Origin of the sequence: Thauera carbonicopians, assembly GCF_025699485.1 — a bacterium.
Classification (GTDB): Bacteria; Pseudomonadota; Gammaproteobacteria; order Burkholderiales; family Rhodocyclaceae; genus Thauera.
The window spans coordinates 93744-109874 of the sequence record NZ_JANUXN010000005.1 but is presented as its reverse complement, the minus strand read 5'-3'; the positions used below and the strand labels follow the sequence as shown (position 1 = coordinate 109874).

At 69.0% G+C, this 16131-nt stretch carries 9 protein-coding genes; 3 read left to right on the top strand and 6 right to left on the bottom strand.

Features of this window, described 5'->3' with window-relative positions; translation table 11 throughout:
- The first annotated feature begins 8 nt into the window (after positions 1–8).
- From NX068_RS09590 to NX068_RS09580, 3 genes are all read left to right on the top strand, one after another.
- Positions 9–3134 (top strand): efflux RND transporter permease subunit, encoded by a 3126-nt coding sequence (locus NX068_RS09590; RefSeq protein ID WP_263461049.1) that lies wholly within the window; start codon positions 9–11, stop codon positions 3132–3134.
- A complete protein-coding gene (locus tag NX068_RS09585) occupies positions 3131–6220 on the top strand; it encodes an efflux RND transporter permease subunit (RefSeq protein ID WP_263461048.1) in 3090 nt (1029 codons plus the stop codon). Before NX068_RS09590 ends, NX068_RS09585 begins: the two co-directional genes overlap by 4 nt.
- A 136-nt stretch (positions 6221–6356) precedes the next feature.
- The gene (locus tag NX068_RS09580) at positions 6357–7742 is read left to right on the top strand and encodes an efflux transporter outer membrane subunit (RefSeq protein ID WP_263461047.1); all 1386 of its coding nucleotides are present in this window, start codon (positions 6357–6359) and stop codon (positions 7740–7742) included.
- 27 nt (positions 7743–7769) lie between these two features.
- On the opposite strand, the gene NX068_RS09575 is transcribed toward NX068_RS09580, so the two are convergent.
- The 6 genes from NX068_RS09575 to NX068_RS09550 form a co-directional block, all read right to left on the bottom strand.
- On the bottom strand, positions 7770–8051 hold the full coding sequence (locus NX068_RS09575) for an EF-hand domain-containing protein (protein WP_263461046.1): 282 nt from the start codon (positions 8049–8051) through the stop codon (positions 7770–7772).
- Positions 8052–8156: 105 nt separating this feature from the next.
- On the bottom strand, positions 8157–10334 hold the full coding sequence (locus tag NX068_RS09570) for a primosomal protein N' (RefSeq protein ID WP_263461045.1): 2178 nt from the start codon (positions 10332–10334) through the stop codon (positions 8157–8159).
- Between the two features lie 407 nt (positions 10335–10741).
- Positions 10742–11812 (bottom strand): uroporphyrinogen decarboxylase, encoded by a 1071-nt coding sequence (hemE, locus tag NX068_RS09565; RefSeq protein ID WP_263461044.1) that lies wholly within the window; start codon positions 11810–11812, stop codon positions 10742–10744.
- A gap of 98 nt (positions 11813–11910) precedes the next feature.
- Positions 11911–13368, bottom strand: a complete 1458-nt coding sequence (locus tag NX068_RS09560) for a TrkH family potassium uptake protein (protein WP_263461043.1) — start codon at positions 13366–13368, stop codon at positions 11911–11913.
- A 14-nt stretch (positions 13369–13382) separates the two neighbouring features.
- A complete protein-coding gene (gene trkA / locus NX068_RS09555; protein ID WP_263461042.1) occupies positions 13383–14786 on the bottom strand; it encodes a Trk system potassium transporter TrkA in 1404 nt (467 codons plus the stop codon).
- 92 nt (positions 14787–14878) lie between these two features.
- Complete coding sequence (locus NX068_RS09550; RefSeq protein WP_263461041.1) at positions 14879–16126, bottom strand: sigma-54-dependent transcriptional regulator; 1248 nt, start codon at positions 16124–16126, stop codon at positions 14879–14881.
- Positions 16127–16131: the final 5 nt, after the last annotated feature.

Genomic DNA, 16131 nt, shown 5'->3' with positions numbered 1-16131 from the left:
CTCCAGCGATGAACATCTCCCGCCCCTTCATCGAGCGGCCGGTGGCGACCACGCTGCTGATGCTCGCGCTCGTCATCTCCGGCCTGCTGTCCTGGCGGCTGCTGCCGGTGGCGGCGCTGCCCCAGGTCGATTACCCGATCATCCAGGTGTTCACCTTCCACCCGGGCGCCAGTCCCGAGGTGACGGCCCGCACCATCACCGCGCCGCTGGAACGCCGCCTGGGGCAGATCCCGGGGCTCAAGCAGATGAGTTCGACCAGCTCCGGCGGCGCCTCGGCGATCACCCTGCAGTTCGGCCTCAGCGTCGATCTGGGCGTGGCCGAGCAGGAAGTGCAGGCGGCGATCAACACCGCCGCCAACCTGCTGCCCAGCGACCTGCCGACGCCGCCGATCTACCGCAAGGTCAATCCCGCCGACGCGCCGATCGTGACGCTGGCCGTGTCCTCGGCGGCGCTGCCGCTGCCCGAAGTGTACGATATGGTCGACACCCGCATGGCGCAGAAGCTGGCGCAATTGCCGGGCGTCGGCATGGTCAGCCTGGCCGGCGGCCAGCGTCCGGCGCTGCGAGTGCAGGTCAATCCGCAGGCGCTCGCCGCCCACGGCCTGAGCATGGAGGACATCCGGACCACGCTGGTGGCGGCCAACTCCACCCAGCCCAAGGGCAGCCTGGACGGCCCGCACCGCTTCGTCATGGTCGAAGCCAACGACCAGATCAAGTCGGTCGAGGAATACCGCAACCTGATCGTCACCTGGTCGAACGGCGCACCGCTACGCCTGGGCGACATCGCCACCATCGAACAGGGTGCGGAAGACCGCTTCCTCGCCGCCTGGGCCGGATACTGCCAGGCCAGCGATGCAGACGGCGCCTGCGCCGAACCGGTCGATGCACCGGCGGTGCTGGTCAACATCCAGCGCCAGCCGGGCGCCAACGTCATCGAAGTGGCCGACCGCGTGCGCGAACTGCTGCCCCAGCTCACCGCGACGCTGCCGGCGGCGGTCGATGTGGCGATGCTGACCGACCGCACGCTGTCCATCCGCGCCTCGGTGCGCGACGTGCAGAAGGAGCTGGTGTTCGCCGTCGGCCTGGTGGTGCTGGTGACCTTCATGTTCCTGCGCCGCGGGAGCGCGACGCTGATCCCCAGCGTGGCGGTGCCGCTGTCGCTGGTGGGCACCTTCGGCGTGATGTATCTCGCCGGCTTCTCGGTGAACAACCTCAGCCTGATGGCGCTGACCATCGCCACCGGCTTCGTCGTCGACGACGCCATCGTGATGCTGGAGAACATCGCCCGCCACCGCGAGGCCGGCGCCTCGCCGATGCAGGCCGCGCTGAAGGGCGCCGCCGAAATCGGCTTCACGCTGGTGTCGCTGACGATCTCGCTGATCGCGGTGCTGATCCCGCTGCTGTTCATGGGCGACGTCGTCGGCCGGCTGTTCCACGAGTTCGCCGTGACCCTGGCGGTGGCGATCATGATCTCGCTGGTGGTGTCGCTGACGCTGACGCCGATGATGAGCGCGCGCATGCTCGGCGACACGGCAGGACATGAGGAAGGCGGCAATGGCTTCCTCGACCGCGTCATCGACCGCTACGCGGTATGGCTCGACTGGGTGCTGCACCACCAGACCGCCACCTTGCTGGTCACGCTCGGCACGCTGGCGCTGACCGCGCTGCTCTACGTCACCGTGCCCAAGGGCTTCTTCCCGGTGCAGGACAGCGGCGTGATCCAGGTCGTCACCGAGGCGCCGCAGACCGTGTCCTTCAGCGCCATGGCCGAACGCCAGCAGGCGCTGGCGCGGGTGGCGATGACCGATCCGCAGGTGCAGAGCCTGTCCTCCTTCATCGGCGTCGACGGCAGCAACACCACGCTCAACAGCGGGCGCATGCTGATCAACCTGCACCCGCACGGCGAACGCGACGGCGTGGCGGAGATCATGCAGCGGCTGGCGGAGCGCTTCGCCGCAGTCGAAGGCATCGAAGCCTGGATGCAGCCGGTGCAGGAGCTGTCGATCGAGGACCGCATCAGCCGTACCCAGTACCAGTTCACGCTATCCACGCCGGACGAGGACGAACTGGCGGCCTGGGTCGACGCCATGGTGACGGCACTGCGCCAGCGCCCGGAACTGGCCGACGTCGCTTCCGACCTGCAGCGCGGCGGCGTGCAGGCACGGGTCGAGATCGACCGCGACGCCGCGACCCGGCTGGGCGTCAGCGCCGCGCAGGTGATCGGCGCGCTGCACACCGCCTACGGCCAGCGCCAGATCGCCACGCTGTTCACCCACGCCAACCAGTACCGCATCGTGCTCGAAGTCGATCCGCGCCATGCGGTCGGCCCCGAGGCGCTGGAACGCACCTACATCCCGACCGCTGGCGGGCCGGTGCCGCTGTCGACGGTGGCGCGGATCTCGCTGCGGCCGGCGGTGCTGGCAATCTCGCACCAGGGCCAGTTCCCGGCAGCAACGCTGTCCTTCAACCTGGCGCCGGGCGCCTCGCTCGGCGAAGCGGTGGCGGCGATCGAGGCCGTACGCGACGAGATCGACCTGCCGATGGCGGTGGAAATGCGCTTCCAGGGCGCGGCCGAGGCCTTCCGCGCCTCGCTCGGCAATACCTTGTGGCTGATCCTGGCCGCGGTGGTGACGATGTACATCGTGCTCGGCGTGCTGTACGAAAGCACCATCCACCCGATCACCATCCTGTCCACGCTGCCTTCGGCGACCGTCGGCGCGCTCGCCGCGCTGCACCTGTCGGGCCGGCCGCTCGACCTGGTGGCGGTGATCGGCATCGTGCTGCTGATCGGCCTGGTGAAGAAGAACGGCATCATGATGGTGGACTTCGCCCTCGATGCGCAGCGCAAGCTCGGCATGGCGCCGCCCGATGCCATCCGCCGCGCCGCGCTGCTGCGCTTCCGCCCGATCCTGATGACCACGCTGGCAGCGCTGGTCGGCGCGCTGCCGCTGATGCTGGCCGGCGGCTCGGGTGCCGAGCTGCGCCAGCCGCTGGGCATCGTCATGGTCGGCGGCCTGCTGGTCAGCCAGGTGCTGACGCTGTTCACCACGCCGGTGGTCTATCTGTTCTTCGACCGCCTGACCGGCGGGCGCGCGGCAGAGCCGGACACGGCGGCCGCGGACGCGCGCGCATGAACCTGGCGCGCACCTTCATCCGCCGGCCGGTGGCGAGCTGCCTGCTCGCGATCGCGCTGGTGCTGTGCGGCCTGCTCGCCTACCGGCTGCTGCCGGTGGCGCCGCTGCCCGAGGTGGAATTCCCGCAGATCGAAGTCACCGCCAACCTGCCCGGCGCCAGCCCGGAAAGCATGGCGGCGAACGTGGCGACACCGCTGGAACGCGCGCTCGGCAGCATCGCCGGCGTCACCGAGCTCACCTCGTCGAGCAGCCAGGGCGCCAGCCGGGTGCGGCTGCGCTTCGACCTCGACCGCGACATCAACGCCGCCGCGCGCGACGTGCAGGCGGCGATCAACGCGGTGCGCGGCCAGCTGCCGGCCGGAATGCCGGGCAACCCCAGCTACCGCAAGGTCAACTCGACCCGCTCGCCGGTGATGGTGATCGCGCTGTCCTCGCCCAGCCTGTCGCCCGGCCGGCTGTACGACCTGGCGGCGACCATCCTGGCTCAGAAGATCGCCCAGATCGAAGGCGTCGGCGAAGTCGCCGTCGGCGGCTCGGCGCTGCCGGCGGTGCGGGTGCAGCTCAATCCCGGCATGCTCGCCCATCACGGCATCGCGCTCGACGACATCCGCACGGCGATCTCCGCCGCCAACGCGCTGGAGCCGCTCGGCGTACTCGAAGAGGGCGAGCTGCGCTGGCGCGTCGGCACCAGCGAGAGCCTGCGCACCGCCGACGACTACCGCGAACTGATCGTGCGCTACCGCGACGGCGCGGTGGTGCGGCTGGGCGACGTCGCCGCCGTCAGCGACAGCACCGAGAACCGCTACAGCAGTGGCTTCCACAACCACGACCCGGCGGTGCTGCTGCAGGTCTATCGCCAGCCCGACGCCAACATCGTCGCCACGGTGGACACCATTCGCGCACAGATGCCGATGCTGCAGGCGCTGCTGCCGGCCGACACGACGATGCGGGTGGTGGTCGATCGCAGCCCCGGCATCCGCGCCACGCTGGCCGAAGCGCAGTTCACGCTGCTGATCGCCGCCGGGCTGGTGATCGCGGTGGTGTGGACCTTCCTCGGCGACGGCCGCGCCGCGCTGATCCCGAGCCTGGCGGTGCCGGTGTCGCTGATCGGCGCCTTCGTCGTGATGTATTTCTACGGCTTCTCGCTCAACAACCTGTCGCTGATGGCGCTGATCGTCGCCGCCGGCCTGGTGGTGGACGACGCCATCGTCGTGCTGGAGAACATCGAGCGCCACATCGCCGACGGCATGCGTCCCTACCGCGCGGCGCTGAAAGGCGCGGGCGAAGTCGGTTTCACGCTGCTGGCGATGAACGTCTCGCTGGTGGTGGTGTTCCTGTCGGTGCTGTTCATGGGCGGCGTGCTCGAGCGCCTGTTCCGCGAGTTCGTCGTCACCCTCGCCGCCGCGATCCTGGTGTCGCTGGCGGTGTCACTGACGCTGACGCCCAGCCTGTGCGCCCATCTGCTGCGGCCGCGCGAGGAACGCGGCGGCGGACGCCTGGCGGCTCTCGGCAGCCGCCTGTCGGCCGCGCTGCAGCGCGGCTACGCGGCCAGCCTGGGCTGGGCGCTGCGCCACGGCGTCATCGTGCTGCTGCTGCTGGCCGCGGTGATCGCCTGCAACGTGTATCTGTACATCGCCATTCCCAAGGGCACGCTGCCGGAGCAGGACACCGGCCAACTGCGCGGCATGGTGCGCGGCGACGACGGCTTCTCCTTCCAGTTGATGCAGCCCAAGATCGACGTCTACCGCAAGCACATCCTGTCCGACCCGGCGGTCGAGGACGTCGTCGGCACCAGCGGCGGCACCGGCGGCATCAGCAACTCCTGGCTGATGGTCAAGCTCAAGCCGCGCGCCGAGCGCGACGCCAGCGCCCGCGAGGTCATCGACCGCCTGCGCGCCAGCGCGCCCAAGGTGCCGGGCGGTATGCTGTTCATGCACGTCGACCAGGACATCCAGCTCAACCCGCCCTTCAACACCAGCGACTACACCGTGCTGCTGATGTCGCCCGAGACCGAGATGCTGAAGCACTGGGCGGCGCGCCTGACGCGGGCGATGGAAGACCTGCCCGAACTGGTCGACGTCAACGGCTACCGCGACGAAGGCACGCAGCAGTTGAACATCGACGTCGACCGCGAGGCCGCCCAGCGCCTGGGCGTGGACATGCGCATGATCGGCTCGGTGCTCAACAACTCCTTCTCGCAGCGCCAGGTGGCGACGCTCTACGACAGCCTCAACCAGTACCGCGTGGTGATGGAGCTCGACCCGCGCTACACCGAGCACGCCGGCGTGCTCGACGAGCTGCAGGTGGTCACCGCCGACGGCCAGCGCGTGCCGCTGTCGGCCTTCACCCGCTACCGCCACAGCCTCAGCAACGACCGCGTGTCGCACAAGGAGCAGTACGCCGTCGAAGGCGTCGACTACGCGCTGGCGCCCGGCGTCGGCCCGGAACAGGCGATGCAGGCGATCGACGAAGCCGTCACGAAGCTGATGATGCCGTCCGCGCTGTTCGTCCGCCACGGCGGCTCGGCCCAGACCCTGGGCCAGACCAGCCAGTCGCAGCCGCTGCTGATCCTGGCGGTGCTGGTGACGGTGTATTTCGTCCTCGGCATCCTGTACGAAAGCACGCTGCATCCGCTGACGATCCTGTCCACGCTGCCCTCTGCCGGCATCGGCGCGCTGCTGGCGCTGATGCTGTCGGGCACCGAGTTCAGCCTGATCGCGCTGCTCGGCCTGTTCCTGCTGATCGGCGTGGTGATGAAGAACGCCATCCTGATGATCGACTTCGCCATCGACGGCGAACGCCGGCTCGGCCTGTCGCCGCGCGCCTCGATCGAGCGCGCCGCGCTGCTGCGCCTGCGCCCCATCCTGATGACCAACCTCGCCGCCCTGCTCGGCGCCCTGCCGCTGCTGCTCGGCGTCGGCGAAGGCTCGGAGCTGCGCCAGCCGCTCGGCATCGCCATCGTCGGCGGCCTGGCGGTCAGCCAGTTGCTGACGCTCTACACCACCCCGGTGGTCTATCTCGGCCTCGACCACCTGCGGCTGCGCGTGCTGCGCAAGCGCGGCGCGGTCGGGGCGGTAACGCCATGAAGAACAGCAGCCTTTCCCTCTCCAGCCGCCGCCTCTTCCCTGGCCGGACACCCAACCGGGGATGCCCGGCCAGGGGGAGCGGGCGTTTCGCCGTCGCTGCCCCGGACCTCTCATCCCTTCCTCCGCCTTTCCCACCATGCGCCTGACCACGCTCTGCTCCCTCGCCGCCGCCTTCGTCCTGACCGGCTGCGCAGTCGGGCCCGACTACCGTGCGCCGGAACTGCCCGCAATGCCGCAGACCTTCAAGCACGACGCCGGCTGGCAGACGGTGCGGACTCCGCTGCTCGAAGACGGCAACTGGTGGAAAGCCTACGGCGACAACACGCTGGACGCCCTGATCGCCGAGCTGGAAGCCGCCAATCCGGGAATGGCGCAGGCCGCCGCCCGCCTGCGCCAGGCCGAAGCCGCCCTGCGCGGCGCCCGCGCCGGCTTTTCGCCGACGGTGGGCGCCGAGCTCTCGGGCCGGCGCAGCGGCACGGCCGACGGCGTAGCCAACAGCTACGACGGCGGCCTATCGGTGAGCTGGATTCCCGACCTGTGGGGACGGGTGCGGCGCGCGGTCGAAGCCGGCGAAGCCGAACTGGCCGGCTCGGCCGCCGACCTGGCCGCGCTGCGGCTGTCGCTGCAGGCCAGCCTGGCGCAGTCCTACATCCGCCTGCGCGTGCTCGACCTGCAGCGCGAGCTGCTGCTGCAGACCGAGGCCGCCTACACCCGCTCGCTGCAGCTCACGCAGAACCAGTACGAGGCCGGCATGATCGCGCGTGCCGACGTGGTGCAGGCCGAAAACCAGCTCGAAGGCGTGCGCGCCCAGTTGCTCGAACTCGTCGACCAGCGCGCGATGGCCGAGAACGCCATCGCGGTGCTCGCCGGCCAGCCGCCTTCCAGCTTCGGCATCGAAGCCAATGGCAGCCTGCTGGCGCTGCCCGCCGTGCCGTCGGCACTGCCGGGCGAACTGCTCGCCCGCCGCCCCGACCTGGTGGTGGCCGAGCGCCGCGTCGCAGCGGCCAACGCCCGCATCGGCGTCGCCCAGGCGGCCTGGCTGCCCGACCTGACCCTGGGCCTGTCCGGCGGCTACCGCTCCGGCTCCTTCGCCAACTGGTTCGAGGCACCCAACCGGGTCTGGGCGCTCGGCCCCACGCTGGCCGCGACGCTGTTCGACGGCGGCGCCCGCGCGGCGACGCTGGACGACGCCCGCGCCGCCCACGAAGCCGCCGCCGAAGCCTGGCGCGAAGCGGTGCTGGCCGCGCTGCAGGAAACCGAGGACGCCTTCGCCAGCCTGCGCTCGCTCGAAGCCCGCGCTGCCCAGCAGGCCCGCGTGGTGGAACTGGCCGAGGAAAACGAGCGCCTGGTGACCAACCGCTACCGCGCCGGCCAGGTGTCCTTCCTCGAAGTCGTGGTGGCGCAGAACGGCACCCTCGCCGCCCGCCGCAACGCTCTCGACATCACCCGCGACAGGCTGCAGGCCAGCGTGCAGTTGGTCGCTGCGCTCGGTGGCGGATGGGCAGCGGACGAACCGCATTAGGCCACCCATCCCGCCGCATCGCGAAAGTCAGTCCTGCGGCCCCTGCCCGTTGCGCGGACGCATGCCGGCGCGCATCTCGTCCTCGGTCAGCTTGCCGTCCTGGTTGACGTCGAGCGTGTCGAAGCGCTCGAGCAGGCGCGGATTGTCCTTCAGTTCTTCCTTGACCAGCACGCCGTCGCCGTTGGTGTCGAAACGGGCAATGCCGCGCGGGCCGTCGCCTGGCGGGCGCTCGCCACGGGGCTCGGACTGGGCGTGGGCCAGGGAGCACAGCCCGGCAAACAACAGAGGAAGCAAGTGGACGGCTTTCATGAGGCGTTTCTCCAGAGGCATCCCGGCGGGATGAGGCGCGTATCCTAGCGTCCGCCCCGCCGGCGCATTTGTCCGGAGAGTTTTTTCCTGTATCGCCGTGTAGGACTACAGATCGAAGGGATCCACATCCAGATGCCAACGCAGCTCGCGCGCGGTGCGCTGGCGGTAGAGCAACGCCATCCAGTCGGCCAGGAAAGCTTGCAGCAGGCCACGCTGGTCAGCCTCGACCAGTAGCTGGGCACGCTCACGCCGTGCCAGCCGCGTCATGCGCATCGGCACCGGGTCGTAGATGCGCAGTCCGGCCGGGGCGCGCTCGACGGCCAGGCGGCGGGCGTGGCTGAGGAACTCGACGGCGTCGTCCAGCGCCGGCGCATCGGCGCGCAGCATGGCCTGGTGGCTGAAGGGCGGGAAACCGGCGCTGCGGCGCGCCTGCAGTTCCATGCGGGCGAAGGCGTCGAAGTCGTGGCGGGCGAGCTGCTGGTAGAGCGGATGCTCCGGGTATTCGGTCTGGATCAGTACTTCGCCGGGCAGCGCGCCCCGCCCGGCGCGGCCGCCGACCTGCATCAGCTGCTGGAACAGGCGTTCGGGGGCGCGGAAATCGGCGGCGTGCAGCGAAGCGTCGGCGCCGATGACGCCGACCAGGGTCAGGTTCGGGAAGTCGTGCCCCTTCGCCATCATCTGCGTGCCGACCAGGATGTCGGCGCCGCCTGCGGCGATGGTGTCGAGCAGCGCTTCCCATTGCTTGCGCGTGCGCGCGGCATCGCGATCGACCCGCAGCACCCGCGCCTGCGGATACAGCTCGGCCAGGCGCGCTTCGATGCGCTGCGTGCCACGGCCGAAGGGCTTGATGTCCTGGTCGCCGCAGCTCGGGCAGGCGTGCGGGATGCCGCCCTCGCAGCCGCAGTGGTGGCAGCGCAGGCGGCGGTCGGCGAGGTGGACGACGAGGTTAGCCGAGCAGTGCGGGCAGCGGCTGACCCAGCCGCAGGACGGGCAGGACAGTACCGGCGCGTAGCCGCGGCGGTTGAGGAACACCAGGCTCTGCTCGCCGCGTTCCAGCCGCTGCGCGATCGCCGCCTGCAGGCCGGGGCTGAGCCCTTCGTCCAGCTTCAGCCGGCGCACGTCGATGCAGCGCACCGCCGGCATCGTGGCCGCCACCGCGCGCTGCTTCAGCACCTGCAGCGCGTAGCGTTCGCTGCGGGCGTGGTACCAGGTTTCCAGCGATGGCGTGGCCGAACCCAGCACCACCGGCACACCGCGCTGGCGGGCGCGCCACACGGCGACGTCGCGTGCCGAATAACGCACACCTTCCTGCTGCTTGTAGGAGGCGTCGTGTTCCTCATCGACCAGGATCAGGCCCAGCCGCGGCAGCGGCGCGAACACCGCGAGCCGGGTGCCGAGCACGATGTCGGCGTGGCCGCTCAGGGCCTGGACGAAGCCGCGCGAGCGCGCGCCGTCGGCCAGGCCGGAATGCAGGCTGACGATCCGCGCCGCGGCAAAGCGCTGGGCGACGCGCTGTTCGAGCTGCGGCGTCAGCGCGATCTCGGGCACCAGCATCAGCACCTGCCGGCCCTGCGCCAGCATGTGGGCCGCCAGGCGCAGATAGACCTCGGTCTTGCCGCTGCCGGTGACGCCGTGCAGCAGCCAGCTGCGGAAGCCCTCGCCGGCGTCCAGGATGGCCTTCACCGTGCCGTGCTGTTCCGTGGTCAGCTCCGGCAGGGCGCCGGACGCGGCACGGCTCGGGGTATCGAGCGCGGCCTCGGCCAGCCAGCCGCGGCGCAGCAGGTCGCCGACCGCTTCGCCACCCTCCCGCTCGCGCACCACGCTCCGCCGCCACGGCGGCGTGTCCTGCGCCAGTGCCTGCAGCAGGGCAAGCGCCTTGCTCGGGCGTCGGCCGGCCTGCAGGGCTTCGGTGCCGGCAGGACCGATGTCGAGCAGGGGATCGTCTTCGTCGCCGCAAACGCCGTCGGCACGGCGCAGGCCGGGCGGCAGCGCGAGGGCGACGACTTCGCCGATCGGCGCATGGTAGTAGCGGGCGACGAAAGCGACCAGCTCCAGCCAGTCCGGCGGCAGCGGCGGCACGTCGCGCTGGATGTGGTGCACGGCCTTGAGCCGCGCCGGGTCGACGTCGGCCTCGGTCACCAAAGCAACGATCAGGCCGTTGCGTTCGCCACGCCCGAACGGCACCTTGACGCAGCGCCCGATGTCGGCTTCGGATGCGTCCGGGGCAAGATAATCAAACACTTGCGGCAGCGGAACCGGCAGGGCGACACGGACGATGGGCATGCGACAGCAGTGATGATCCGAAAAATCGTTGTGCTTCAGTGGCTTGAGCATGGTTCGTGAGAATGAACCACGAAAATGCCGGGCAAGCCATTGGCGGGAAAACCAGCCTTGCGCTTGTCCACAAAACCTGTGGATAAGTTTGTGGGAAAGATGGGTGAATCGGCCTCAAACCGGCGCCAGATCAGGCTTTCCGTCACATTGCCTTAACATTGTGCTTTTCAAATTTTCTTTGTTTTCAATTGCTTATGAAAACAGCAGAATAAAACCGAAATCTGATGCTCATTCGTCCGGCGGAACGAGGCGATGTGTATAAGTCAAGCCTCCGGATGCTGATTTAGTGCTTGACAGCACGCGGCGGCGGCCTTCCGGAAAGCGGCCGCCGCGGCATCGCCGGATAGGGCCTTCGATCAGCCCTGCGCGCGCAGCTTGCGGCTGTGTTCGTGCACGGTATCGACCAGCACCGTGACGTTGTCGGGCGGGGAGAACTGCGAGATGCCGTGGCCGAGGTTGAAGACGTGGCCCGGATGATTGCCGAAGGAATCCAGCACGCGGCGGGTTTCAGCGGCCACGGTCTCGGGCGGGGCGAACAGCACGTTGGGGTCGAGATTGCCCTGCAGCGCGACCTTGTCGCCCACCAGTTGGCGGGCGCGGCCGATGTCCATGGTCCAGTCCAGGCCGACCGCGTCGGAGCCGATCGCGGCGATGGACTCCAGCCACAGGCCGCCACCCTTGGTGAACACGATGCTGGGCACGCGCTGGCCGTCGCGCTCGCGGATCAGGCCGGACACCACCTGCTCCAGGTAGCGCAGCGAGAATTCGCGGTAGGCCGCTTCGGACAGCACGCCGCCCCAGGAGTCGAACACCATCACCGCCTGGGCACCCGCCTCGATCTGGGCATTCAGATACTTCACCACCGCCTGCGCGGTGACGTCGAGGATGTGGTGCATCAGGTCGGGGCGGTTGTAGGCCAGGCTCTTGACCTTGCGGTAGTCGCTCGACGAACCGCCTTCGACCATGTAGCAGGCCAGCGTCCACGGGCTGCCGGAGAAGCCGATCAGCGGCACGCTGCCGTCGAGCGCGCGGCGGATCTCGCTGACCGCGTCCATGACGTATTGCAGCTCGGCATGCGGATCGGGCGCGCTGAGGTTGCGGATCTCCCATTCGTCCTTCAGCGGGCGCTCGAAGCGCGGCCCCTCGCCTTCGGCGAAGTACAGGCCGAGGCCCATCGCGTCCGGCACGGTGAGGATGTCGGAGAACAGGATCGCGGCGTCGAGATCGTAGCGGGCCAGCGGCTGCAGCGTGACTTCGCAGGCCATCGCCGGGCTCTTGCACAGCTGCAGGAAGCTGCCGGCGCGCTTGCGCGTCTCGCAGTACTCCGGCAGGTAGCGGCCGGCCTGGCGCATCAGCCAGACGGGAGTGTATTCGGTGGGCTGGCGCAGCAGGGCGCGCAGGAAAGTGTCGTTCTTGAGACGGCTCACGTCGAGTCCTTATGGCGTTCGTTCGGGCACAAGCCGCGATTATCGCCCGTCGACCGCCCGGATGGGCTTGTTGCGCGTCAAACAGGCCCGGAATCGCCTCAGCGCCGCCAGAAAGCCGGCGTCAGTACCACCAGCACGGTGAATATCTCGAGCCGGCCGAGGATCATCGTGAACGCCAGCACCCACTTGTGGAACATCGACAGGACCTGGTAGTTGCCGCCCGGTCCGACCCCTGCCAGGCCGGGACCGGTGTTGTTCAGGCAGGCGACCACGGCCGAGAAGGCGGTCAGCAGTTCCAGCCCGGTGGCGGAGAGGATCAGCGTCAGGCAGGTGATCGACACCATGTAGGTGAAGCTGAAGCCGAGAATGGCGTGCAGGATGTTGTCGGGCACCGACTGCTTGCCGATGCGCACCGGCTGCACCGCGTTGGGATGCAGCGAGCGCACGATTTCGCGCAGCACCTGCTTGTACAGGATGATCGCCCGCATCATCTTGATGCCGCCGCCGGTCGAGCCGGAACAGGCGATGAAGCTGCCGAGGAACAGCAGCCAGATCTGGGCGAACATCGGCCAGCCGGAATAGTCCTCGATGACCAGGCCGAGCGAAGTCGAGATCGACACCACGTGGAAGGCGACGCTGCGCAGGGTGTAGAGCGGGTCCCCTTGGCTCTGCCAGACTAGCAGATAGATCGTCAGCATGACGATGCTGAAAACCAGCACGCCGAAGTAGAACGGGATCTCCGGGTCGCGCGAATAGGGCCGCAGCGAGGTGCGCACCAGGGCGAGGTAGTGGGTGGCGTAGTTGAGGCCGGCCAGCAGCGCGAACAGCATCGCCACCAGCTCGACGTTCAGATTGGCGAAATGGCCGAGCGAGGCGTCCTTGCTCGAGAAGCCGCCCAGGCCGGTGATCGAGAAGGCGTGGATCAGCGCATCCCAACCGCCCATGCCCGCCCCCCACAGGCTGAAGCCGCAGGCGACTGTCAGCAGCATGTAGGTCAGCCACAATCCCTTGGCGGTCTCGGTGATGCGCGGCGTGAGGCTGGAATCCTTCATCGGCGTCGGCACTTCGGCCTTGTAGACCTGGCGGCCGCCGATGCCGAGCAGCGGCAGGATCGCCACCACCAGCACGATGATGCCCATGCCGCCGATCCAGTGCATCTGGGTACGCCAGACGTTGATCGAGATCGGCAGGTCGTCGACGCCGGACAGCACGGTCGCGCCGGTGGCGGTGAGGCCGGACACCGCCTCGAAATAGGCGTCGGTGAAACCCAGCGCCGGCATGTGGCCCATCAGCGGCAGCGAGCCGAACAGCGGCAGGATGGCCCAGGTGGCGACGACGAGGAAGAAGCCGTCATGCACCCGCAGGTCGCGCCGCACGCCGCGGGTGGCCAGCCACAGCGCCAGCCCGGCGGCGACGGTGACCAGGACCGCCTTGTCGTAGGCCAGCGCCGCGCCGTCGTCGAGCCACAGCGAAACGCCGAGCGGGAAGCCCATCAGCAGGCCGAAGATCATGATGATCAGGCCGAGCGCGTTCAGCGCGGGACGGTAGGCGCGCATTCGGGATACCCGTATCAGAGGAAGTGGAAACCGACCTGGAAGAACTTCTCGACCTTGCGCACCAGGTTCTTGTGGGTACAGAACACGATGACGTGGTCGTTTTCCTCGATCACGGTGTCGTGGTGCGGCATGATCACCTCGCGCCGCAGCAGGCGGCCGTCGTCGCGCTTGATGTCGCGCACGATGGCGCCGATGGTCGCGCCCTTGGGGAAGGGAATCTCCTCGATCGGCCGTCCCACCACCTTGGAGTCCTTGCGATTGCCGTGGGCGATGATCTCCAGTGCCTCGGCAGCGCCGCGCCGCAGGCTATGCACCGCCACCACGTCGCCGCGGCGCACGTGCGCGAGCAGGGTGCCGATCGAGGTGTGGGCGGGCGAGATGGCGATGTCGATCGGCCCGCCCTGCACCAGGTCGACGTAGCTCCTGCGGTTGATCAGCGCCAGCGTGCGGCGCGCGCCCATGCGCTTGGCGAGCGAGGCCGACATGATGTTGTCTTCCTCGTCGTTGGTCAGGGCGACGAACAGGTCGGTCTCGTCGATGCCTTCGTTCTCGAGCAGCTTCTCGTCGGTCGAGTCGCCGCGCAGCACCAGCGCGCGCGACAACTGGCTGGCCAGCAGCTCGGCGCGCTCCTGCCGCGTCTCGATGATCTTGACGTGGTAGTTCTCCTCGATCGACTGCGCCAGGCGGAAGCCGATGTTGCCGCCGCCGGCGATGATGATCCGGCGCATCGGCTTGTCCGAACGGCGCAGCTCGCGCATCACCTGGCGCACATGCACGGTGGCGGCGAGGCAGAAGACTTCGTCGTCCCGCACGATGACGGTGTCGCCCTGGGGGATGATCGGCACGCCGTTGCGGTAGATCGCGGCGATGCGGACTTCGACGTTGGGCAGGTGGAACTTGAGCGCCTTCAGCGGGTGCCCCACCAGCGGTCCGCCTTCGAAGGCGCGCACGCAGATCAGGCTGAGCACGCCGCCGGCGAATTCCAGCACCTGCAATGCCTCAGGAAAGGCGATCAGGCGCTCGATGTAGTCGGTGACGACCTGCTCGGGGCAGATCGAGAAATCGACGGCGAAATTGTCCTCGTCGAGCAGCTCGGGGTGGTCGACGTAATCGGTCGAGCGCAGCCGTGCGATGCGCGTCGGCAGGTTGAACAGCGCCTTGGCGATGCGACAGGCGCACAGATTGGTCTGGTCGGACTGGGTGACGGCGATCAGCAGGTCGGCATCGTCGGCGCCGGCTTCGCGCAGCACCCTGGGCGATGCTGCATTGCCGCAAACGGTGCGCACTTCGAGCCGGTCGCGCAGCACCCCGAGGCTGTCGGGGCTGGTGTCGACGAGGGTGATGTCGTTGGCTTCGGAAGCCAGGTTTTCCGCCACCGAGGCGCCGACCTGGCCGGCACCGAGAATGATGATCTTCACCGCACGCTTCCGCAGGACGTATCGGCGAAGATTCTACGCTGCCCTGCACAATCGCGGAACAGGGCTGCTGCAGCGCAATATCCGCCGGCGGCTCAGTTCTCCTCGTGCCGGCGACCCGCCTGCAGGCCGAGCTGCTTGAGCTTGCGGTAGAGGTGGGTGCGTTCCAGCCCGGTCTTCTCGGCCAGGCGCGTCATGTTGCCGGCCTCCAGCCGCAGGTGGTGCTCGAAATACAGCCGCTCGAAGGCCTCGCGCGCCTCGCGCAGCGGCTGGTCGAAGGACACCCCGATCGAGCTGGCCGCGGCATCGGGCGGCAGCAGGCGGCGCACGTCGCCGGCACCGATCTCTTCTTCCAGCGTGCCGAGCGCCAGCGACTTCACCGCGGCGCGCAGCTCGGCATAGCCGCCCGGCCACTGCAGGTTGCGCATCTGGTTGAGCGCCGCCGTCGAGAAGCTGCGCAGCGGCACTTCGCCGCCTTCGACCAGGTGCAGCAGGATCTGGCTGGCGAGCTCGGGCAGGTCGTCGCGCACGTCGGCGATCGACGGCGGTGCCAGGCTGACTTCGAACAGCCGCGACACCAGCGCCTCTTCCCAGCCTTCGGCCAGCAGCGCCTCGGCACTGCGGTCGGTGGCGGCCACCAGGCGCAGGTCGTAGCGGTCGAGCCGATCGACGGCGAATGCCAGGTTCTTCTGCTGCGCGCGCGACAGCCGTGCCAGCTCGCCGACGAACAGCACGCCGCCCTGGGTCGCCTGCAACTGGCTGATGTCGAGCGGCGCCGAGATCGCGGCGAGGTCGAGCCAGGCCGCGCGGCCGTCGTTGACGCTGCGCGCGACCAGTTCGGCGAGGCTGCCCGCGCCTACCCGCAGCAGCAGCAGGCGCGAGCTGCTGGCGATCTGTTCCACGCGGCGGCGCAGTTCGCGCAGCGGCACCGAGCGGGTGAACGCGGCCAGCGTCAGCGGCGCCGGCGCGCCGGGCGCGAGCGGACGCTGCAGCCCGCGCTTGACCGCCGCCAGCAGCTTCTGCAGCGCGATCGGCTTTTCCAGGTAGTCGATCGCGCCGATGCGCGTCGCTTCGACCGCGGTGTCGATGGTGCCGTGGCCCGACATCATCACCACTGGCATGTTGAGCTGGCCGTTCGCCGCCCATTCCTTCAGCAGCGTTATGCCATCGGTATCCGGCATCCAGATGTCGAGCAGCACGATGTCGGGCCGCCCGGCATTGCGCATCGCCCGCGCCACCGTGGCATTCTCGGCGAGCAGGATATCGTAGCCCTCATCGCGCAGGATCTCCGACAGGAGCTCGCGGATGCCGATTTCGTCGTCAACGATGAGTATTTTTGCCATTGTGT